This is a genomic window from Drancourtella massiliensis (genome assembly GCF_016900655.1).
GTDB lineage: Bacteria > Bacillota > Clostridia > Lachnospirales > Lachnospiraceae > Sellimonas > Sellimonas catena.
In genome coordinates this window covers 79,316-100,809 of sequence record NZ_JACJKH010000008.1, presented here as the reverse complement: position 1 = coordinate 100,809, position 21,494 = coordinate 79,316, and the positions used below count along the sequence as shown (strand labels likewise).

Genomic DNA, 21,494 nt, shown 5'->3' with positions numbered 1-21,494 from the left:
TGAAGGATTTATTTCCTCCAAAATAAAAAACAGGAGGCACTTTCATGGGTATTACAAACTCTAACAAAGAGGTCAATGTCTCACAGATCACCTGCGGCGGAACCTTCCAGGTAACACTTGGTCTTTCGGCAGCTCCGGATATTTCGGAAAATCCGGTGGATATTGTTCTTGTTCTCGACCGCTCCGGCAGTATGGCCGGAAGCCCGCTCGAAAATCTGAAGCTTGGGGCGGACACCTTTATTGACATTATCGATGAAACTACCGACAGTACTCAGGATGGACAGATCGGCTCGGGAAGCCATATCGGTATCGTCAGCTTTTCCAGCAACGCATCAGCAGACACACAGCTGATTACTTCGGTTGCTGACTTAAAGGCGGCGGTAGCTGCGCTTTCTGCAGGTGGATCCACCAACCATGCAGACGCATTTTCCACTGCAGCATCCCTCTTTGACCCTTCTTCTTCCAACGAAAAGGTCATTGTCATGTTTACAGACGGGAAAACGACTTCCGGAATTCCTCCTGCACCGGTCGCGGAGACGATCCGTGATTCGGGGATCATTATTTACTGTATCGGTCTGATTGGAGACACAGGAATTGATGTGGATGTACTCAATGACTGGGCAACAGATCCGGATGCATCTCATGTTGCTGTCACCCCGGATGATTCTGAACTGGAGGACTTGTTTGCGGATCTGGCGGCCAACATTTCCAAACCGGGAGCGACAAATATTGTCATTAATGAAACTCTCAATCCGGATTTCACTATTGTAAGCATTGACATGCCATCTTCCGGTACTGCCGCTGCCATTGACTCTCAGTCTCTGCAATGGAAAATTCCATCACTCGGAGTCTCTGGAAACGAGGGCGCGTCTTTGGAATTCTATGTGCAGCACACCGGCCAGACTTCCGGAAATCTTCCTATCAACCAGTCCATTTTCTACTCGGATACGGAAGGTAATACCGTATCCTTCCCTGAACCTTCCGTTCAGGTTGAATGCGGCGTTTCGGTAGACCCAGAGCCTTGTCCGGTTCCGGTCGATTTTACAATCGGAAAATGCCAGGACTCTCTGGTCGTTGATCTGGGAGATGCGTATCTGGAATCTTCCGGCCGGATCGTACAGCTCAATGTCAAACTGAAAAATGTCTGCCCTCACAAACGGGTTGCTCTCGGAATTATTCTGACCGAAACCGATAACTACGGAAGCGAATATCAGCGTGGCATGAAGGCCATCACCGTACCGGCCCATAATCAGAAGAACTGTCAGGATGTAGAAGTAAAATGCATCAAGTTTGTTCTTCCGGAAGACCTGAATGTATCCGGCTGTCCGTGCCAGTCGCTGTGCTGTGAACGGCATCTGAAAGTGCGGATTATCGCGCATTATATCGATACCGACTTCCGCTGCTGCGATTCTACAGTAACCTTCTAACGTATAACGGGGAGAGCATTTCGTCTCTCCCCTCTTTTCTTTCAATATTTAACAAATCTTGTTGCCGTTTGCCACAAGCTTGAACTTGCATCCCAGAACCTCTGCAGCTCTCCGGCACATGATCATCCGTTCCAGAAAGATTTCAAAATAATCCATCACCGTACACATCTCGTCATCCAGCTCCAGATTCATCTGAATCACTCTCTTCTCTTTTTTGACTTCCAGGCTGGAGGCCAGCACCGCATAGTTGACCCGGTCGTGGATATCAAAATTGGCAATGGTCGGATTCTGCACCCGGTTTCTTCGCACATCGGTTTTATCCGCCAGAATCAGCGCCGCAGAGACGATGTCCACGGCAGTGCCCGTGGATTCATCATGGTTTCCAATCGCGGTCGTCACAGTCATCACATCCCGGAGAGGCATCCCCATTTCTTTTAAAATTCCATAAGCCAACAGTGCTCCGGTATGGGCGTGGTCGTGCCGGTTGATGCTGTTGCCGATATCATGCATGTACCCGGCAATTTTGCTGAGCCTGATTTCTTTTGGCCCATATCCAAGGTCTTTGAGAATCTTTCCGGCGGTTTCTGCCACCTTGGCGGCATGTTTTCGGGAATGTTCCGTAAATCCAAGAACATCCAGCACCTCATTTCCTTTCTCTATCAAAAGATTTATCTCTTCATTTTCCTTTACCTTTCTGTAAGTAATGATGTCTTGTTTCTTTTCTGCCATATATTCTGTCGTAACTCCTCTTCTTATAATCTTGTAATTGCGTCCATGGCAAGGGCGGAACGCTCACATTCCTCCGGTGCGAAAGTCACCTGCCAGCAGAGCGGGCTTCCTTTCATATATTCGGAAGCATAACTGAGACCATTCGTCCGTTCATCCAGCATCGGGCGGTCAATCTGGTTCGTATCACCAAGCAGAATGATTTTGGTGCCTTTTCCGGCTCTTGTAATGATTCCTTTTACCTGATTCGGCGTCATGTTCTGTGCTTCATCGATAATCAGATAAGTCTTCATAATGGAACGCCCGCGAATATAATTTAACGCTTCCGTCTGAATCAGCCCGCGGTCGAAGATTTCATCGATCTTCCCCTGTAATTCCCGTTCGTCCTTATAGCGTTCTTCCTCGTTGGAATCGATCAGCTGTTCCAGATTGTCAATGACAGGACGCATCAGCGGAGAAATCTTCTCCTGTTCGTCTCCCGGGAGAAAACCGATGTCCGAGTCAAACTGTGCGTTTGGCCTGGAAATCAGAATTCTCCGGTATTCTCCCGTTGGATGATTCAGGATTTTTTCCAGGCCGACCGCCAGCGTATAGAAAGTCTTACTGGTCCCTGCCCTGCCTTTGATAATAACAAGCGGTGCCTTTTCGGCCGGCTGCATCAATGCTTCCTGTACGAAATATTGTCCTGCATTTCTTGGAGAAACACCGTAAGGCTGGGTTTTCCGGTATTCCAGCTTTTTAATCACTCCCTTTTCCACCCGACCGAGCTGGGTTTTCTTTGCAGACTGATCCGCCTTTAAAATCACAAATTCATTTTCTTCCAGCTTTGGCACGATCCGGTTTCCCTGTTCGTCCGAAAGGTAGACATCCTCCACCGGAACACCCTTTTTCTTAAACTCTTTGAACTTTTCTTCCGGCACATACACTTCTATCCTTCCCCTGTACTGCCCTTCATACTCTACAACCTGCTCTGTCGTATAATCTTCCGCCCGGATTCCGATGATCTGTGCCTTAATTCTGAGCAAAATGTCTTTTGTCACAAGAACCACCTGTTCCTCACAGGACTCCGCCAATCCCTTGCAGACTTTCAAAATCCGGTTATCCATCTTCTCTTCCGGCAGATCCTCCGGAAGCTGCACGTTTACAAAATTTTTCTCCACCCGGAGTATACCTCCTGATGCCAGTTCAATTCCTTCCAGCAGATCTCCTTTTTTCCGGAGTTCTTCCAGAATCCGGATTGCCGCCCTTGCATTTCTTCCCTTCTCGCCATCTGCCTTCTTTAGATTATCCAGCTCTTCCAGTACAACAACAGGCAGAATCACCTGATTATCCTCAAAACTGAGCAGTGCCTGTGGATTCTGAATGAGAATGTTGGTGTCGATGACATAGATTTTTACCATATGCAGGTCTCCTTTACCATATAGACTTTTCATAAAACACAAAAGGAAAGCTGTTCTTCCCCTTTATGGAAATTATAGCTTTCCTGTATTTTAACTTTGCTCAGATTTTGGTTAAATTTGGGTTAAAGCAGGCATGCAGATAAACATTGCCATTTCCTTTTTATCAGGATTTTACTTAGACTTGACAGAAAGCCAGTAGTTCATACCGGTTCTTTCTTTTATAATGACAGTAAAGATTGGAGGGCTGTCTTATGCTTTTCTATACGATCATGATTCTTATTCTAGGCATACTTAGCGCAGGCATAACTGTATTTTTCTTTTTCCGGTGGAGACAGAATCGAAATGTTCCAGAAGATATCAATACAGAAAATACAACTGTTCCGGCGCACATATCCATTTTTACCAGACTTGGGACAGCACTGTTTCTTCTTGTTTTCACAGTTGGATTTATGTCAGTCGGCGTTTATTTCCTATATTCTTCCTGTCAGGAAGATCTGAGATATTCCGGCGAAGCGAATGGAACTGTAGTAGAATATACCCGGAAATGGGATACTACAGGCGAAACTTCCGGCTATCTCTACGCCCCTGTAGTCCGCTATCAGGCAGAAGGAAACGGGATCTGCATGGGTACAGGAAATGTCTGGAGCTCCAGACGCTCCTTTGAAATCGGAGAACAGATTACCATCCGCTACAACCCGGATCAGACCGATATCGTCTCTATAGAAGGCAACGGTTTATCCGTCGGTTTCAAAATGGGATTCGGATTTTTTCTGTTTGGTTTCACGGTATCTATTCTTGTTCTTATTTTCTTCGCCCTGAAACTGTTGGTCCATAATCAGGACACCAGGAACCGGATTATGGGACGGATCTGCGTGCTTCTAATCGGGCTTTTGATTGCAGGGGTCTGGATTGTCTTGGCCGGTCTGAAACTGGCAATGGCAGTATTCGCCCTGTTTGGATTGTATGTTCTTATTCATCGAATCCGAAGGTAGGGATAGACATTCCAGAGGACGTTTTCAATATCCGGATTAGTTAAATCCACATTTTGCATTAGATCTACTTCATAATCATTTTAAAGGACCAAGAAAAGGTGGAATCTTATTACAAAATAATTGAAGATCTTAAGAATTCACTTACGGACGAAAATGGGAATGCAAAAAACTTCATTTTTACAAGCTCTTATTTGGATCTATATCGCAAAGCAGACTCCAAGATTTTGGCTGTGATTAATTGAAAAGAATAGAACAATCCATGAAAGTTTTAAAACCATAAATGGAGAAGAATTCGGGTATCTAAATTTAAAGAGGACCTTTCTTCGTGAGGGTTCTTTAAGAGGGGCCTTCATGATGGGCTGGTAAAACAAACATAAGGTTAAGGAAAAAAGGGAAGCATACGCTTCCCTTTTTATCATAAATATAGATTAAAATCTTTATTTATTATTTGTTGTTGATTGCTGCCTGTGCTGCTGCAAGTCTGGCGATCGGTACACGGAATGGTGAGCAGGATACGTAGTTCAGGCCAAGTTTATGGCAGAATTCTACGGAGCTTGGATCTCCACCGTGCTCTCCACAGATTCCTACATGCAGGTTCGGGTTAGCCGGTTTTCCTAAATCGATAGCCATCTTCATCAGTTTGCCGACACCAACCTGGTCAAGTTTTGCAAATGGATCGTTCTCGTAGATCTTAGCGTCATAGTAAGCGTTGAGGAACTTACCAGCGTCGTCACGGGAGAATCCGAATGTCATCTGTGTCAGGTCGTTTGTACCGAAGCAGAAGAAGTCAGCTTCTTTTGCGATCTCGTCAGCTGTAAGAGCAGCTCTCGGGATCTCGATCATTGTACCAACTTCGTATTCAAGGTCGATACCAGCTGCTGCGATTTCAGCGTCAGCTGTTTCAACAACGAAGTTCTTCACGTATTTAAGCTCTTTTACTTCTCCAACAAGCGGAATCATGATTTCCGGTTTGATGTTCCAGTCCGGATGAGCTTTCTTTACGTTGATAGCTGCACGGATAACAGCTTTTGTCTGCATCTTTGCAATTTCCGGATAAGTAACTGCAAGACGGCATCCACGATGACCCATCATCGGGTTGAACTCGTGCAGGCTGTCGATGATTGCTTTGATCTGCTCTACAGTCTTGCCCTGAGCTTCTGCAAGTTTCTTGATATCTTCTTCCTCTGTTGGAACGAACTCATGAAGCGGCGGATCCAGGAAACGGATTGTTACCGGGTTACCTTCCAGAGCTTCGTAGAGAGCTTCGAAGTCTCCCTGCTGATATGGAAGAACTTTTTCAAGAGCTGTTTCTCTTTCTTCTTCTGTTTCAGAACAGATCATTTCACGGAACGCGTCGATTCTTCCTTCACCGAAGAACATATGCTCTGTACGGCAAAGTCCGATACCTTCTGCGCCAAGTTCTACAGCTTTCTTAGCGTCTTCCGGTGTATCTGCGTTTGTACGAACTTTTAATGTTCTGTATTTGTCAGCCCAGTTCATGATACGTTCGAACTCACCAGCGATTGTAGCGTCTACTGTCGGGATTACTCCGTCGTAGATGTTACCTGTTGTACCATCGATGGAGATGAAGTCTCCTTCGTGGAATTCTTTTCCGCCAAGTGTGAATTTCTTGTTTGCTTCATCCATTACGATGTCGCCGCATCCGGATACACAGCATTCACCCATACCACGAGCAACAACTGCTGCGTGAGATGTCATACCACCGCGAACTGTCAGGATACCCTGAGCGCTCTTCATACCTGTGATATCTTCCGGTGATGTTTCAAGACGAACCAGAACGACTTTTTCTCCTCTTTCAGCCCACTCTACAGCGTCATCAGCTGTGAATACAACTTTACCGCAGGCAGCTCCCGGAGATGCTCCAAGACCTTTGCCCATCGGTGTAGCTGCTTTCAGTGCAGCAGCGTCGAACTGTGGGTGAAGTAATGTATCAAGGTTACGAGGATCGATCATAGCAACTGCTTCTTCTTCTGTTCTCATGCCTTCGTCAACAAGGTCGCATGCGATCTTCAGAGCAGCCTGTGCTGTTCTCTTTCCGTTACGTGTCTGAAGCATGTACAGTTTACCATGTTCTACAGTAAACTCCATGTCCTGCATATCTCTGTAGTGGTTTTCCAGAGTGCTGCATACTTCTTTGAACTGTTTGAATGCTTCCGGGAATTTGTCTTCCATTTCGGAAATGTGCATTGGAGTACGAACACCGGCAACAACGTCTTCGCCCTGTGCGTTTGTAAGGAATTCTCCGAACAGACCGTTTTCTCCTGTAGCCGGGTCACGTGTAAATGCAACACCTGTACCACAGTCATCTCCCATGTTACCGAATGCCATCATCTGTACGTTGACAGCTGTTCCCCATGAATACGGGATATCGTTGTCACGACGGTATACATTGGCACGCGGGTTGTCCCATGAACGGAATACAGCCTTTACAGCGCCGATGAGCTGTTCTTTTGCGTCAGCCGGGAAGTCGGATCCGATCTTCTCTTTGTATTCAGCTTTGAACTGTCCTGCAAGAGCCTTGAGGTCTTCTGCTGTCAGTTCAACGTCCAGCTTCACGCCTTTTTCTTCTTTCATCTTGTCGATGAGTTCTTCAAAATATTTTTTGCCGACTTCCATAACAACGTCGGAATACATCTGGATAAATCTTCTGTAGCAGTCCCATGCCCAACGCGGGTTTCCGGAAGCTTCTGCCAGAGTTTCAACAACTTCTTCATTCAGACCAAGGTTCAGGATAGTATCCATCATACCCGGCATGGAAGCTCTTGCACCGGAACGAACGGAAACGAGAAGCGGATTCTCTTTATCTCCGAATTTCTTTCCTGTGATCTCTTCCAGTTTTGTCATAGCTTCCATGATCTGACTCATGATTTCGTCATTGATCTGTCTGCCGTCCTCATAATACTGGGTACAAGCCTCTGTTGTTACAGTGAATCCCTGAGGTACCGGGAGTCCAAGGCCTGTCATTTCAGCAAGGTTCGCACCTTTACCACCCAGAAGGTTTCTCATTGTAGCGTTACCTTCTGTAAACATATACACCCATTTCGTAGCCATGTTTCAATGTCCTCCTAATAATATATTTGTAATATTTGACACGAAAAACACGACTTTGCGTTTCTCTTATGTAAAGTCGTACTTCTGTGCCCGGAATATTACGTTCTTTTGCAGTTTCCCGCTGGTAATATTGTAAATGTTTTAACATAGTTCGTCAAGAAATTTATCGTATTTTCTGCAACAATTCTGTCATGCCTCGTATGGCAATTATGTCACAGTTTATGCGACAATCCGGTCATGTCTTATGGCCGGATTGTCACTCTCGTTTTATTTCTGTCCGATTTTTTCAATAAATGCTTTATAGCCTTTCACAGCTTCGTATACATCTGCCTTACTGGAGATCTCATACATTGCATGCATACAGAGAACTGCAACACCGCTGTCGATCACTTCCATGCCGTACTGTGCCATGATGTATGCGATCGTTCCGCCGCCGCCGACATCTACTTTACCAAGTTCTGCATACTGATATCCGACTCCTGCCTCATCCATGACGCTGCGGATTTCTGCGAGATACTCTGCGTTCGCATCGTTGGAGCCGTTCTTTCCACGGCTTCCTGTGAACTTGTTGAATACAAGTCCTTTTCCGAAGAATGCAGAACTTCTCTTTTCAAATGCAGCAGCAAACATCGGATCATAAGCAGCGCTTACATCTGAGGAAAGCATCTTGGAGTTCTGAAGGGCGCGTCTTACTTTTAATTCGGACTCTTCACCTGTCAGTGCAATGAGCTCTGCTATCGTATTTTCAAAGAATCTGGAGTGCATGCCGGTTGCTCCGACGCTTCCGATTTCTTCTTTATCTACCAGGATGCAGCATGCGGTACGGCTGATCTGCGGGTTGTCCAGCATTGCAAACAGAGATGTGAATGCGCAGACTCTGTCGTCCTGTCCGTAGGATAAGATCATGCTTCTGTCAATACCGCAGTCTCTTGCTTTTCCTGCCGGAACGATTTCAAGCTCTGCAGATACGAAATCTTCTTCTCCGATTCCGTATGTTTCTTCCATAAGACGAAGAACACCTGCTTTTACTGCTTCTTTTTCGTCTTCTTTGAGTCCCTCTGCTTCTGTGAGCGGACGGCTTCCGATCAGAAGATCCAGATTGTCGCCTTCAATCACTTCAGATGCTTTCTGTGACATCTGTTTTCCAGCCAGATGTACAAGCAGGTCTGTGATTACAAATACCGGATCATTTTCATTTTCTCCGATATTAACACGGACTTTGGTTCCGTCTTTCTTTACGATCACTCCGTGAAGAGAGAGCGGGGAAGCAAGCCACTGATATTTCTTGATGCCTCCATAGTAATGAGTATCGAGATATGCCATCTCATCCGTCTCATAGAGCGGATTCTGTTTGATATCGATTCGTGGAGAATCAATGTGAGCTCCAAGGATATTCATTCCGTTTTCCAGCGGCTCTTTACCGATCTGGAAAAGAAGAATCATCTTGCCCATGAAAGAGGCGTAAACCTTGTCGCCTTCCTTTAATGGTTCTCCTGCCTCTTTGTAAGAGCACAGGCAGCGGTATCCTGCTTCTTTTGCCAGGCGCTCTGCGACCTCTACGCATTCTCTTTCTGTCTTTCCTTCATCCAGGCAGCGTTTATAGCGTGCGCTGATGTCTTCCATCTCTTTTAATTCTGCCTGTGTGTAGGTCTTCCATACATTTCTTCTGTCCACTGTTTTGTTCCTCCTTCTGACATGAGATATTTTCAGGCTCAAATGCCCTCAAGTACTCTTATTATACATCACTTTTGCCAAAAGTCACAGTGCTTCTTTCATTTTCTTTACATATTCTTTTATATACGGCACACACTGCTCTTTGTACCGCCCGCAGAGCTTCACAATGGCCGAACCTACGATCACGCCGTCCGAAACTTCCGCCATCTTCCCTGCCTGTTCTTCTGTCGATATTCCGAATCCGACCGCACACGGGATATCTTGTTCTTCTTTCACCAGCTGCACCATTTTTCCCACATCCGTTGTGATCTCTGAACGTACACCCGTTACCCCGAGCGAAGAGACGCAGTAGACAAAACCGGCTGCCTCTTTTGCAATCATCTGGATCCGGTCTCTGGATGTCGGTGCGATCAGCGAAATAAAGTCCAGCCCATACTTCCTGCACACGCTGTCAAACTCTTCCTTCTCTTCAAACGGAACATCCGGAAGAATCAGCCCGTCCATGCCGATTTCCGATGCAGTCCGTATAAAACGTTCCGTCCCGTAGGAGAATACCACATTGGCATAAGTCATAAAGGCCATAGGAATACTGGTGTTTCTTCGGATCCGCCGGACCATCTCAAAGACCGCATCCGTCGTAATTCCTCCGGAGAGAGCACGTAAATTCGCATCCTGAATCACCGGTCCTTCCGCCGTTGGATCGGAAAACGGAATTCCAAGCTCAATCAGGTCTGCTCCCGCCTCCTCCATGGCATAGACGATCTTCTCTGTCACCTCGATGGACGGATCACCGCAGGTGATAAATGGAATAAAAGCTTTTCCATGTGCAAATGCTTCTCTGATCCTACTCATAAATATCCTCCCCTCTGTACCTGGCGATGGCCGCGCAGTCCTTGTCGCCTCTTCCTGACAGATTGACGACGATACACTGGTCCGGTCTCATCTCTTTTGCAAGTTTCATGGCATAGGCTACGGCATGGGCGCTTTCGATGGCCGGAATAATTCCTTCCGTCCTGGACAGATATTCAAAGGCGTCCACTGCCTCGTCATCTGTCACCGCCACATATTCGGCCCGTTTCTTATCATAAAGATCCGCGTGTTCCGGACCGATTCCCGGATAGTCCAGTCCAGCTGAGATGGAGTATACCGGAGCAATCTGTCCGTACTCATCCTGGCAGAAATAGGATTTCATTCCGTGGAAGATACCGGGCTTTCCTGTAGCAATGGTTGCTGCCGTCTCTTTCGTATGGATGCCGCGGCCTGCCGCTTCACATCCGATAAGCCGGACGTCTTTCTCTTCGATAAAATGGTAAAACGCTCCGATCGCATTGGAGCCGCCGCCGACACAGGCCAGCACCGCGTCCGGAAGTTTTCCTTCCGCCTCCAGGATCTGCTCTTTGATTTCTTTGGAAATCACTGCCTGGAAATCCCGTACGATGGTTGGGAACGGGTGGGGCCCCATGACAGATCCAAGGACGTAGTGGGTATCATCGATCCGGTTCGTCCACTCCCTCATGGTTTCGGACACCGCGTCTTTTAAAGTTGCCGTTCCGGTAGTGACCGGATGTACCCTGGCTCCGAGAAGGCGCATCTTATACACGTTCAGTGCCTGACGTTTTGTGTCCTCCTCTCCCATGAACACTTCACACTCCATCCCCATCAGAGCGGCTGCAGTTGCGGTTGCAACTCCGTGCTGCCCTGCTCCGGTCTCCGCAATCACACGGGTCTTTCCCATCTTTTTTGCAAGCAGAACCTGACCAAGAACATTGTTGATTTTATGAGCGCCGGTGTGATTTAAGTCTTCTCTTTTCAGATAAATTTTAGCCCCGCCCAGATCCTTCGTCATATGCTCCGCATAGTAGAGTCTGGATGGTCTCCCTGCATAATCATTTAATAGTGTTGTAAGTTCCTTCTGAAATTCCGGATCGTTCTTATAATGATTGTAGGCCTCTTCCAGTTCAATAACCGCATTCATCAACGTTTCCGGTATATACTGCCCTCCATGGGCGCCGAATCTTCCCTTTGACATCTGATTCCTTCCTTTCTTTCTCTTATCTGATATCTCAAGTCAGCGACCGCAGCATGTGTACTGCGTCCGCGATCTTTTTTTCGTCTTTCACTCCGTCTGTCTCAACGCTGCTGCTCAAGTCGACAGCAAACGGATGAAACCTTTCCACGGCTTCTTTCATATTATGAATGCCGATTCCTCCGGCAAGAAAGTACGGCTGTTTTGCTTCCTCCAGGCATGACCAGTCGAAACTTCTTCCTGTTCCGCCGGTTCCACAGTCAAACAGCAGATAGTTTGCCGGAAATCCCGCTGCTCTTTCTACATCTTCTCTGCTCTTTACGGAAACAGCTTTGATCACCGGCACGCCGGCTGTCTCCCGAATCGTCCGGACCATCTCTTCTCCTTCCTGTCCGTGGAGCTGAATCATTTTAAGCCCGCTTTCCCTCACAATGCGTAGAATCGTATTTGTATCCTCATTGACAAAGACTCCTACAGGCACAATCCCCGGATCCAGCTCTTCCAAAAGCCCTTTCAGTCCTTCCGGATCCATATTTCTCCGGCTTTGCGGCACGTTTAGAATAAATCCACAGTAGTCCGGCCTTGCCGCGTTCACATATACAATGTCTTCTTTTCGCCTCAATCCGCAGATTTTGATTTTCGTTTTCATTGGTCCATTCCCCCAAGACAGGTAAGCGCTTTCCTTTTGTCCGGTTCCCGCATCAGTGTTTCGCCGATCAGCACCGCGTCCGTTCCGTTTTCTTTTAAAAGCCGTATGTCCTCCGGAGTGCGGATGCCGCTCTCTGATACAAAGATGATTTCCGGCGGCACCAGTCTGCGCAGACTGGCGCTTGTCTGAAGATCTACCTGAAACGTATGAAGATCCCGGTTGTTGACACCGATGATCTTTGCCCGGCACCGCTTTGCCATCTCTATCTCTTCCTCAGAATGTGTTTCCACCAAAGCGGAAAGTCCAAGACGCTCTGCAAGTTCCAGATCAGACCGTAATTCCTCTTCCGTCAAAATCGCACAGATAAGAAGCACTGCATCGGCTCCCATGGCTTTTGCCTCGTAGATCATGTACGGATCCACAGTAAAATCTTTCCTCAAAACAGGGATCTGCACTTCCCTGGCAATTGCTTCCAGATAAGCATCGCTCCCCTGAAAATAGAATGGTTCGGTCAGACAGGAGATGGCTGCCGCTCCAGCCTTTTCATAGTCTTTTGCAATGTCCAGATATGGAAATGTTTCCGCAATCACCCCTTTGGACGGGGAAGCTTTCTTCACCTCGCAGATGAACGAAAGTCCTTCCCTGGAAAGGCTCTTCTGAAAAAGAAACGGTTCTTTTTGCTCCTTCCGGCTTTCGATTCTCTCCAGAAGCCGGCCTGTCGGAATCTCCCTCTTTTTCTTTGCAATCCGCTTCCTTGTCTTTTCAGCGATTTCATCCAGTATGGTTTTCATACCCGTTCCTCCTGTACTTCCGGTTTCCAGCCGTTCGATTCCCGAATGAATTCTTCCAGTTTCTTTCTGGCTGCCCCGCTGTCGATGATTCCTTCCGCCATCCGTACGCCGGCCTCCAGATTCGGTGCCTTTCCGGCCAGATAAAGGGCAGCTCCGGAATTCAGTGCCACAGCATCCCGTTTTGGTCCTTTCTTTCCATTTAAAATCTCCAGTGTGATCTGTGCATTTTCCTCCGGTGTTCCTCCTGTCAGTTCCTCTTTTTCGCACCGGATAAATCCGAAATCTTCCGGAGTAATCTCGTAAGTATGATAGGTTCCGCCTTTGATCTCACAGACCTTTGTCGGCGCACTCATGGAAATCTCATCCAGCCGGTCCATCCCATAAACCACCATCCCGCGCTTGACTCCAAGATTGCTCATAACTCTGGCAAGCGGTTCTACCAGTGACTCTTCATAGACCCCCATCAGCTCCATGTTTGCTCCTGCAGGATTGGAGAGCGGCCCTAAAATATTGAATACAGTACGGATCCCCAGTTCCTTCCGGATCGGCGCCACATACTTCATGGCAATGTGATAGTTCTGTGCAAACAGAAAGCAGATGCCGATCTTCTTTAACATGGCCGCACTTTCTTCCGGCGAGGCCGTAATCCGGACTCCCAGCGCTTCCAGAACATCGGCCGCCCCGCTTTTGCTGGATGCCGCCCGGTTCCCGTGTTTTGCAATCGGAACGCCGCCCGCCGCGATGACCAGAGAAGATGTGGTGGAAATATTAAACGAATTTGCTCCGTCTCCTCCTGTTCCGACAATCTCCAGTACGTCCATCTCATGAAGGAGACGGATACAGTGATCCCGCATTCCTTTGGCTGAACCGGTAATCTCTTCGATGTTCTCCCCTTTCAGGGAAAGAGCGGTCAGATAAGAGCTCATCTGAACCGGGCTTGCCTTGCCGTCCATGATCTCATTCATGACTTCCAGTGCTTCTTCTGCTGTCAGATCGTTTCTTTGTGCCAGTTTTAATATTGCTTCTTTAATCATGTCTGTAAACCTCCACAAAATTCTGAATCATCTTTTTCCCTTCCGGTCTGATCAAAGAGCATTGTGTACTATCAGCCGGATCAGCATTCCGACAACAAAAAAACGCCCCTGATACAGACAATCCCTAACATCTGTATCAAGGACGATATCTACATACCGCGGTGCCACCTTGATTCACGGAAAAAATCTTCCATGCGCTTAGCGAGATACCAACATATCTCCGGCAACTGACGTATGCCCTACGTCGCAGAGTACTGGGCAGGAATTCCTGCTTTTGACTGCGCCCTCCGTGGTCCATTTGGCTGACTGCGTTCCATCCGGCTCTCACCTTCCCGGACTCTCTGTGGGTGCACGGCAACTTTGATCTCCACTTCAACGGTTTATCTGGCTAAATTCAATTTTTACTCATTATAGGATGAAAGCGCAGATGTGTCAATACTTTTTTCAAGATTTTCCATCTCTGTCAGAATCTCCTTCTGTCTCTCATCAAACAAAAGTCCTTTATTGTACTTGTAGAAATACGGGCAGTCATTATCCCTCAGGAACCGGATACTGTCCCCGTTGGTGTTGAGTTCTGCCAGAAAGGCCGCCATCTCCTGACTTTCGCCAAAGGCGTCCTCCAGAAACCGGAATGTGTTTTCCAGTGCTTCCATCGCCTGATCCGTAACTGTCTGCCGCTTCTCCACCTGTCCGGAAAATGCTTCCTTGACAAAAGCAAACTCCTCGTCCCATCCGGCGCCTTTTGCCGCCGCTTCGGTCAGCTTCCACCGCTGCTCATAGGATTCCAGCTCTGTAATCACCGAAGTTTCCAGTTTTTCCATGGCTCCGGTCAGAAGCCCTGCCTTCTTTTTCGACGCCAGTTCTGCCCGAAGTCGTTCAATCACTGCTGACAGGCTGTGCTCCTCTTTGTATACTTTTAATTCCGCAAACAGCCGTTCTGTTCTGGCATCTTCCTCTTGGTACGCCCGGAAATACTCGGCAAGCTTTCCGTTTAACATGCCTACAATGCTGAACCGTTCATCAAAGGCGGCGAATTTCAGCTTTTCGAGAACATCCTCCCCGTAAATGCCCTGTACAATCTTTTCCAGACCGTAGTCTTTCTTGTATTTCTCGTACAGTTCCAGATAATTGGCAAATTCCTTTGCTATTTCCCAGTTCTGTAAATACTGGTGCGCTACTTCCCGGTCCACTTTCTTACCAAGCATCCGGTATACGCGGAGAAGTTCTGAGAGATCCTCCCATCCTCTGGCCGTCACAAACTGCTTTCCATCCACCGTATTTTCTACCCTGTAGAAATGATCCTTCCGGATTTCCAGATAAGCAAGAATCGCCGGATCGATCTGTGCCTCGTAGGCGTACTCCCGCCATACGTCATAATTTTCCTCGATGTCAATCCGTTTCAGCCGGTCCAGTGTCACAATGTCGAATTCCCGCACGGACTTATTGTATTCCGGCGGGTTGCCTGCCGCCACAATGATCCATCCTTCCGGTACTTTGTGGTTTCCGAACATCTTGCACTGAAGGAACTGCAGCATGGTCGGCGCCAGTGTCTCCGAGACGCAGTTGATCTCGTCCAGAAAGAGGATGCCTTCTTTTACCCCGGTCTCCTCCATCTTCTCGTAAACTGACGCAATAATCTCGCTCATCGTATACTCCGTGACGGAACAGACTTCCCCGCCATAGCTGCGCTCCCGGATAAACGGAAGTCCTACCGCACTCTGCCGGGTATGGTGTGTAATCGTATAGGAAACCAGGCCGATTCCACATTCTCTTGCGACCTGTTCCATGATCTGGGTCTTCCCGATTCCCGGAGGCCCCATGAGAAGGATCGGCCGCTGCCGGATCGACGGGATCAGGTAATGTCCGTCCGCGTCTTTTTGCAGATAAGCCTCGATGGAATCCCTGATTTCCTGCTTTGCTCGTTTGATATGCATCCTCTATTCTTCCTCGCTTTCCATAAATATCGCTTCATCCAGCACAAGCCGGATTGCCCATGCCGGTGTCCGGATGTCCCTCGATCCGTCGTCGATAAAGACGAATGCCGTCTCGTAGGATGGCATCCGGGACGGATAGGTGCCGTATCCGTCTGTAAAATAAATCACGCCCCGCAGATTCTGGAACGCTCCCTGTTCAATCAGGCTGTCAATATAGGCAAAAGCCGGACGGAAATCGGTTCCGCCGCCGCCATAGAGTTTCAGCTCCTGCATATAGCGTTCCCAGTCTTCCTGTCTCTCGATCCTCACATCCTCCTGCACCTGTTCATCGCACTGAAGAATCCGGATATGAACTTTTCGGAAGAAGCTCTCATTTTCGCTCAGGACATCATACGTTTCTTCCAGAAATTTCCGCACCAGGTCTCCGGAACAGGACATGGACGTATCCACCACAATGACAAATTCTTCAATCTTTTTGACTTCCTTTGTCTCCTGCGGCTCGATCAACGGCATATTGCCGTACATGGACAGTCCGTAATGATAAAAGGCGTAGTCAAAGCTGTCGTCATCCACACCGATCTCTTCCCGCCACACGGAAAACTTTCTCAGAAATTCCCGATAGTCGTAGCGCTTCTTATTGGCGACCCGAAGCTCTTCCAGAAGATCGCCGGAGGCACTTGCCTCTTCCTGTGCGAAAGTATCCAGATTGAGCTCCATCTGCTCGCTGATCTGTTTCCAGTTATTCTCCGTCTCATTTGGCGGCCGTTTTTTATTTTTCTCCGGGTCCGGCCAGTAAAGATGGCTGTCCGCCCCGAACTCGGCTTCCAGTTCCATCCGCTTCTTCTCACTCATTCCCCATGCTGTCAGGCTTTTGTATATCTTCTGGGCTGTCAGCACCTTTGTGCTGCTTTTCAGTCTGCGGTATACATCCTTTCTCAGCCAGGATGGTGCCCGTCTGACACAAGGATAAGAAAGGCTGTCGATAATGGACTCCACTGCGATGTTGCAGGCCAGATCCCAGAAGAGGGGATCCCGTTTTCCTCTCAGGTAAAGATGCCCGAACAGGCAGTGCAGGACGATATGGAGATAGGCCCGGTTAACATTCTTCCGGTCTTCCCGGTAAGCTCCGCCGAGCCATCCCGGATGAAAGTAAAGCCCCTGCCCGTCTGTTCCGATGGAGCCGATCTCCCCGTCCATCTGAAACCGCAGGCTGGAAAGCGCCACGTCCAGGTACCGCATTTTCAAATATAACTCATTTCTCGCTGTCCGCAGAATTTCCTTTCCCAGGGCATTCATGCGCGCGGCCTGCTCTTCGCTGATCGTCTCTGCCATCTCTTCCTCCTTATCCATCTTCATACATTTTTCTGATTACAGATCAAACGTTTTCTTTCCGCTCCGTTTCCTTCCGGCCTGCAGGAGAAGGGCTGACATTTCAGCATGTCCTTTTTTCTCCGCAACAGTAAGCGCCGTCTCCAGTGCCTCACCTTCCCAGATCTTCTGATCCAGAAGAAATCGTACCGTCTTCATGTCATCCGCCTCAAGCAGAAATCCGGCGGTCTCCCCGGCACAGCCCCTCAGGAAATCTGCGTACTCTTCTTCTGCCTGTCCGGTAAGCCGGTACGGCTCCCGAAGTCTGGCCAGCGCAATCCGGATCAAAGTGCGGACATCTTCCCTTGCTCTTGCCTTTACAAAAAGGGAATCGTACTCCTCATAATCGATCTCCTTATGATAGACACACTGCCGGTAGTCTCCGCCGGATCCGTGGTAGTGCGTCTCCACGATCCGGGCCGGCGTATTCTCCACCGCCTCTTCGTAGTGCTCCGGAAAGATCAGACTGGCTGTCTCGATCTGTTCCTGATCCTCATAGGAGATATGGACCGCAAGTTCAAACCGTTGTTCCTCCAGAATCTGTCTCAGACAGGTCTGGCGCGACTTTCTGCAGCGGATTTCCACATGGCTTAACTGGCATCCGGTAAAGGCACCTCCGCCGATACTGGTCAGGCTGTCCGTAAAGGACAGTCGTTTTAAACGAAAGCAGCGGTAAAAGGCGTAGCGCCCTACTTCACCAAGCTCCTCTGGCAGATGGATCTCCTCCACCTGTCCGCCGCAGAGCCGCTTCCGCGCTTCTGATTTTCGCTCCCCGTCCGGCAAAAAGACTGCCATGCCTTCCTCTTCCTCTGTCTGCGCAAATCCATAGTCTGCAATTCTTGTTACCGGAAGGCCATCAATGGTATCCGGAAGGAAGACCTCCGGACTCTCTCCGTAGCATCCGAAGATGGTGACGGTCTTAAATTCTTTTGATTCTGTTTTATAATGTATTTCCGGATACATGACTCCCTCCTGCCAGAATAAATCACTGCATAACAGCGGCCGGAAGACAACTGCTCCCGGCCTCGTTTTTTAATATTCAAACTTCTTTTCAAAATAAGCTTTCAGATCTTCGATCTTTACACGCTCCTGCTCCATCGTGTCACGGTCACGTACAGTTACTGCGCCATCTTCCTCGGATTCAAAATCATAGGTCACACAGAATGGTGTACCGATCTCATCCTGACGGCGGTACCGTTTTCCGATGTTTCCACGGTCGTCGTACTCACAGTTGTAATATTTGCTGAGCTCGGCATAAATCTTCTCCGCACCCTCGTTTAACTTTTTGGAGAGCGGAAGGATACCGATCTTCACCGGAGCTAAAGCCGGATGGAAGTGAAGGACTGTTCTTGTATCTCCTCCTTCCAGTTCTTCCTCATCGTATGCTGCGCAGAGGAACGCAAGTACGACACGGTCTGCTCCAAGTGACGGCTCGATGACATATGGCAGGTATTTTTCCTTCTTCTCATCGTCAAAGTATGTCATATCCTGCTTGGATACTTCCTGATGCTGTGTCAGGTCGTAATCGGTACGGTCTGCAATACCCCAAAGCTCGCCCCATCCGAACGGGAATAAGAACTCGAGGTCTGTTGTCGCACGGCTGTAGTGGGAAAGCTCTTCCGGCTCATGGTCACGTGCGCGCAACTCGTCTTCTGTCATACCAAGATCTCTCAGCCAGTTGTAGCAGAAATCTTTCCAGTATTTAAACCACTCCAGGTCTGTTCCCGGCTCACAGAAGAATTCCAGCTCCATCTGCTCGAACTCTCTTGTACGGAAGGTAAAGTTACCCGGTGTAATTTCGTTACGGAAAGATTTTCCGATCTGTCCGATTCCAAACGGGATCTTCTTTCTGGAAGTACGCTGTACATTCTTAAAGTTGACGAAAATACCCTGAGCAGTCTCCGGACGGAGGTAAACGACGTTTTTTGCATCCTCTGTAACTCCCTGGAATGTCTTGAACATCAGATTGAATTCCCGGATGTCCGTGAAATTGTGCTTGCCGCAGCTCGGACACGGAACCTGATGCTCATTGATGAAATCCATCATCTTCTCATGAGACCATGCGTCTACGCTTTCTTTCAGCTCAATCCCGTGTTCTGCCGCATAATCTTCAATCAGTTTATCTGCACGGAAACGCTCCTTACACTCTTTACAGTCCATCAGCGGGTCACTGAAGTTTCCGAGATGTCCGGAAGCAACCCATGTCTGCGGATTCATCAGAATCGCACAGTCTACGCCTACATTGTAAGGATTTTCCTGAATAAATTTCTTCCACCATGCTTTCTTCACATTGTTTTTCAGTTCTACGCCGAGATTTCCGTAATCCCATGTATTAGCAAGTCCACCATAGATTTCGGATCCCGGATATACAAACCCCCTGGTTTTGGCAAGAGCTACGATTTTGTCCATTGTTTTTTCTACCATCGTCTTTTACCTCACATTCTTCTAAAATTGTTTCCATTATACGGTAATTTGCCCGCTTTTGCAAGCACATCCCCCGTTTTTGCGTCCTGTTTTCCTGACAATTCGGCCGTTCTTCCGGACCGGAGCCCTGCTTAAATCATTTCCAGCATCTCCAGCGACCGGAACGTATGTCCTATGTACACATCTACGCACCGCTTTGCTGCCTTTTTCAGCTGCGCCAGCACATCATCACTCACCGTAAAAGTGTAAAGTTTCTCCACCGGCGTCCCCTCAATAAATTGCAGGGCGTAAAGCGCAGACTGTCCAAACGGAAGTACATCCGCCGCCTGTCCGGCACAGTCCGGGCAGAGCATGCCGCCCCTCGACGCGCTGAACCGGGAAAGCTCCTCCGTCCTGCCGCATCCGGCGCAGGCAAAGGCCTGCGGCGCCTCCCCTTCGAGGCAGATCATCTTCAGTTCAAAGATGCACCGGATCAGGGGAAGAGAAATGCTTCTCTTTACGACAATCCGCATCGTCTGATAGAGAAGCTTTAAAATTTCCGTCTCGTCATTATTCTCTCTTGTACAGTATTCGGCAAATTCCAGGAAATAAAACCCGTATGTCACGGCTTCGATATCAGTTCTAAGCTCTCCGAAATAATTCTGAATCTCCGCCTGCTGCAGCGTATACGAAGATCTTCCTTCGTAAAGCGTAAAGGTGCCGAACAGAAACGGGCCCGTCGTCCCGACAAGCATACTGTTCGGCCGCCTTGCACCTCTGGCAAAAGCGGAGATCTTCCCCCGCTCACGGGAGAGGATCACCACTCTTTTATCGTATTCTCCAATCGGAAGCGCTGACAGAATCATTCCTGTCACGGTAATCGTCTGGCTCACTTTCTTCATCCTTCCGGCTTTCGTTCTGATCCCGGTCTTTTTCGGCCTTATGAGCCGTTATCCCTTTGTAGGTCAGATAGTCTTCTACTTTTCCGGTCATCTCAAACCGTGCCCAGTAGTCTTCATTCATCGGATCACCTCTTCATCTTTTGGAATAAAATTAGGTTCTCCGATTTTTCTTTTGTTATTCTTCTTCCCGGTATCCAAAATTTCTCATCAGAAATTCGCTGTCTCTCCAGTCTTTTTTCACCTTCACCCACAGCTTTAAATTGACCTTGCAGTCCAGCATCCGCTCAATCTCGAATCTGGCGGTACTGCCGATCTTTTTAAGCATGCTGCCCTGTTTTCCGATGATAATTCCTTTGTGGGAATCCCGCTCACAGATGATCGTCGCATCAATATCCGCAATGGTTCCTTTTTGTCCCCTGCGGAATTTCATCTGGTCGATCACTACCGCGATTCCATGCGGAATCTCCTCGTTTAAGCTGTGCAGTGCCTTCTCCCGGATCAGTTCCGCCACAATCTGGCGCTCCGGCTGGTCCGTCACCGTATCCTCATCGTAAAACTGTGGTCCGTACGGCAGATACTGCAGAATCACCTTTACCAGTTCGTCTGTATTCTCTCCGTTTCTTGCGCAGACCGGAACAATCTCCGCAAAATCGTAGATATCTTTATACTTTGCGATGCACGGAAGAAGCTCTTCCCGCTTTACTTTATCCACCTTGTTGATAACAAGAATCACCGGTGTGTGTACTTTCTTCAGCTGCTCTGCAATGTGCTGCTCTCCCGCACCGATAAAAGTGGACGGCTCCACAAGCCAGAGTACGACATCCACCTCATTGAGTGTCCGCTCCGCCACATTCACCATATAGGTGCCAAGCTTGTTTTTTGCCTTGTGGATTCCCGGCGTGTCCACAAAGACGATCTGTCCCTCGTCCGTTGTGAGTACGGTCTGAATCCGGTTTCTCGTTGTCTGTGGTTTATTGGATGTGATGGCGATCTTCTGCCCGATCAGCTGATTCATCAGCGTGGATTTTCCCACATTCGGCCGCCCGATCAGTGTCACAAATCCTGATTTATACTGCTTATTCTCTGTCAAAATCCC

At 48.3% G+C, this 21,494-nt stretch carries 19 protein-coding genes; 2 read left to right on the top strand and 17 right to left on the bottom strand.

Annotated features, from left to right (window positions below; all coding sequences use genetic code 11):
- Positions 1–44 precede the first annotated feature (44 nt).
- On the top strand, positions 45–1,427 hold the full coding sequence (locus H6A32_RS06170) for a vWA domain-containing protein (RefSeq protein WP_204863940.1): 1,383 nt from the start codon (positions 45–47) through the stop codon (positions 1,425–1,427).
- 48 nt (positions 1,428–1,475) lie between these two features.
- On the opposite strand, the gene H6A32_RS06165 is transcribed toward H6A32_RS06170, so the two are convergent.
- Positions 1,476–2,156 (bottom strand): HD domain-containing protein, encoded by a 681-nt coding sequence (locus H6A32_RS06165; RefSeq protein ID WP_138372366.1) that lies wholly within the window; start codon positions 2,154–2,156, stop codon positions 1,476–1,478.
- Between the two features lie 23 nt (positions 2,157–2,179).
- A complete protein-coding gene (locus H6A32_RS06160; RefSeq protein ID WP_087169453.1) occupies positions 2,180–3,553 on the bottom strand; it encodes a PhoH family protein in 1,374 nt (457 codons plus the stop codon).
- Between the two features lie 251 nt (positions 3,554–3,804).
- Here H6A32_RS06160 and H6A32_RS06155 point away from each other — a divergent pair, with 251 nt between their 5' ends.
- Entirely contained in the window at positions 3,805–4,545 is a 741-nt protein-coding gene (locus tag H6A32_RS06155) for a DUF3592 domain-containing protein (protein ID WP_087169454.1), read from the top strand.
- Positions 4,546–4,989: 444 nt separating this feature from the next.
- On the opposite strand, the gene ppdK is transcribed toward H6A32_RS06155, so the two are convergent.
- The 15 genes from ppdK to era all read right to left on the bottom strand — a co-directional run bounded on the left by ppdK (position 4,990) and on the right by era (position 21,491).
- Positions 4,990–7,617, bottom strand: a complete 2,628-nt coding sequence (ppdK, locus tag H6A32_RS06150; RefSeq protein WP_087169455.1) for a pyruvate, phosphate dikinase — start codon at positions 7,615–7,617, stop codon at positions 4,990–4,992.
- A gap of 267 nt (positions 7,618–7,884) precedes the next feature.
- On the bottom strand, positions 7,885–9,291 hold the full coding sequence (locus H6A32_RS06145; protein ID WP_087169456.1) for an aminopeptidase: 1,407 nt from the start codon (positions 9,289–9,291) through the stop codon (positions 7,885–7,887).
- Positions 9,292–9,375: 84 nt separating this feature from the next.
- A complete protein-coding gene (gene trpA, locus H6A32_RS06140) occupies positions 9,376–10,143 on the bottom strand; it encodes a tryptophan synthase subunit alpha (RefSeq protein ID WP_204863939.1) in 768 nt (255 codons plus the stop codon).
- Entirely contained in the window at positions 10,136–11,320 is a 1,185-nt protein-coding gene (gene trpB, locus H6A32_RS06135; protein WP_087254065.1) for a tryptophan synthase subunit beta, read from the bottom strand. Before trpB ends, trpA begins: the two co-directional genes overlap by 8 nt.
- A 34-nt stretch (positions 11,321–11,354) precedes the next feature.
- Positions 11,355–11,966 (bottom strand): phosphoribosylanthranilate isomerase, encoded by a 612-nt coding sequence (locus tag H6A32_RS06130; protein WP_204863938.1) that lies wholly within the window; start codon positions 11,964–11,966, stop codon positions 11,355–11,357.
- On the bottom strand, positions 11,963–12,757 hold the full coding sequence (trpC, locus tag H6A32_RS06125) for an indole-3-glycerol phosphate synthase TrpC (RefSeq protein WP_204863937.1): 795 nt from the start codon (positions 12,755–12,757) through the stop codon (positions 11,963–11,965). The genes H6A32_RS06130 and trpC overlap by 4 nt, the downstream gene beginning before the upstream one ends.
- Complete coding sequence (trpD, locus tag H6A32_RS06120) at positions 12,754–13,791, bottom strand: anthranilate phosphoribosyltransferase (RefSeq protein ID WP_087169461.1); 1,038 nt, start codon at positions 13,789–13,791, stop codon at positions 12,754–12,756. The genes trpC and trpD overlap by 4 nt, the downstream gene beginning before the upstream one ends.
- Positions 13,792–14,030: 239 nt before the next feature.
- Entirely contained in the window at positions 14,031–14,162 is a 132-nt protein-coding gene (locus tag H6A32_RS16655) for a hypothetical protein (protein ID WP_275532837.1), read from the bottom strand.
- 30 nt (positions 14,163–14,192) lie between these two features.
- Positions 14,193–15,725, bottom strand: coding sequence for an AAA family ATPase (locus H6A32_RS06115; RefSeq protein ID WP_204863936.1), 1,533 nt, complete (start codon positions 15,723–15,725; stop codon positions 14,193–14,195).
- A gap of 3 nt (positions 15,726–15,728) precedes the next feature.
- Positions 15,729–17,081 (bottom strand): vWA domain-containing protein, encoded by a 1,353-nt coding sequence (locus H6A32_RS06110; protein ID WP_243424865.1) that lies wholly within the window; start codon positions 17,079–17,081, stop codon positions 15,729–15,731.
- Positions 17,082–17,093: 12 nt separating this feature from the next.
- Positions 17,094–18,056 carry a leucine-rich repeat protein gene (locus H6A32_RS06105; protein WP_087169463.1) on the bottom strand — a complete coding sequence of 321 codons (963 nt, stop codon included), beginning with the start codon at positions 18,054–18,056 and terminating at the stop codon, positions 17,094–17,096.
- A 69-nt stretch (positions 18,057–18,125) separates the two neighbouring features.
- A complete protein-coding gene (locus H6A32_RS06100) occupies positions 18,126–19,517 on the bottom strand; it encodes a glycine--tRNA ligase (RefSeq protein WP_087169464.1) in 1,392 nt (463 codons plus the stop codon).
- A gap of 131 nt (positions 19,518–19,648) precedes the next feature.
- Positions 19,649–20,398: a DNA repair protein RecO gene (gene recO / locus H6A32_RS06095; protein WP_087169465.1), complete on the bottom strand. Its 750-nt coding sequence runs from the start codon at positions 20,396–20,398 to the stop codon at positions 19,649–19,651.
- The gene (locus H6A32_RS06090) at positions 20,325–20,519 is read right to left on the bottom strand and encodes a hypothetical protein (RefSeq protein WP_138372364.1); all 195 of its coding nucleotides are present in this window, start codon (positions 20,517–20,519) and stop codon (positions 20,325–20,327) included. Before H6A32_RS06090 ends, recO begins: the two co-directional genes overlap by 74 nt.
- Positions 20,520–20,573: 54 nt before the next feature.
- A complete protein-coding gene (gene era / locus H6A32_RS06085) occupies positions 20,574–21,491 on the bottom strand; it encodes a GTPase Era (RefSeq protein ID WP_430749576.1) in 918 nt (305 codons plus the stop codon).
- Positions 21,492–21,494: the final 3 nt, after the last annotated feature.

Excerpts from the sequence above, each read along its gene's own strand:
- H6A32_RS06170 (WP_204863940.1), top strand. The coding sequence starts at position 45 with ATGGGTATTACAAACTCTAACAAAGAGGTCAATGTCTCACAGATCACC.
- H6A32_RS06165 (WP_138372366.1), bottom strand. The coding sequence starts at position 2,156 with ATGGCAGAAAAGAAACAAGACATCATTACTTACAGAAAGGTAAAGGAA.
- H6A32_RS06160 (WP_087169453.1), bottom strand. The coding sequence starts at position 3,553 with ATGGTAAAAATCTATGTCATCGACACCAACATTCTCATTCAGAATCCA.
- H6A32_RS06155 (WP_087169454.1), top strand. The coding sequence starts at position 3,805 with ATGCTTTTCTATACGATCATGATTCTTATTCTAGGCATACTTAGCGCA.
- ppdK (WP_087169455.1), bottom strand. The coding sequence starts at position 7,617 with ATGGCTACGAAATGGGTGTATATGTTTACAGAAGGTAACGCTACAATG.
- trpA (WP_204863939.1), bottom strand. The coding sequence starts at position 10,143 with ATGAGTAGGATCAGAGAAGCATTTGCACATGGAAAAGCTTTTATTCCA.
- trpB (WP_087254065.1), bottom strand. The coding sequence starts at position 11,320 with ATGTCAAAGGGAAGATTCGGCGCCCATGGAGGGCAGTATATACCGGAA.
- H6A32_RS06130 (WP_204863938.1), bottom strand. The coding sequence starts at position 11,966 with ATGAAAACGAAAATCAAAATCTGCGGATTGAGGCGAAAAGAAGACATT.
- trpC (WP_204863937.1), bottom strand. The coding sequence starts at position 12,757 with ATGAAAACCATACTGGATGAAATCGCTGAAAAGACAAGGAAGCGGATT.
- trpD (WP_087169461.1), bottom strand. The coding sequence starts at position 13,791 with ATGATTAAAGAAGCAATATTAAAACTGGCACAAAGAAACGATCTGACA.
- H6A32_RS06115 (WP_204863936.1), bottom strand. The coding sequence starts at position 15,725 with ATGCATATCAAACGAGCAAAGCAGGAAATCAGGGATTCCATCGAGGCT.
- H6A32_RS06110 (WP_243424865.1), bottom strand. The coding sequence starts at position 17,081 with ATGAAGATGGATAAGGAGGAAGAGATGGCAGAGACGATCAGCGAAGAG.
- H6A32_RS06105 (WP_087169463.1), bottom strand. The coding sequence starts at position 18,056 with ATGTATCCGGAAATACATTATAAAACAGAATCAAAAGAATTTAAGACC.
- H6A32_RS06100 (WP_087169464.1), bottom strand. The coding sequence starts at position 19,517 with ATGGTAGAAAAAACAATGGACAAAATCGTAGCTCTTGCCAAAACCAGG.
- recO (WP_087169465.1), bottom strand. The coding sequence starts at position 20,398 with ATGAAGAAAGTGAGCCAGACGATTACCGTGACAGGAATGATTCTGTCA.
- H6A32_RS06090 (WP_138372364.1), bottom strand. The coding sequence starts at position 20,519 with ATGAATGAAGACTACTGGGCACGGTTTGAGATGACCGGAAAAGTAGAA.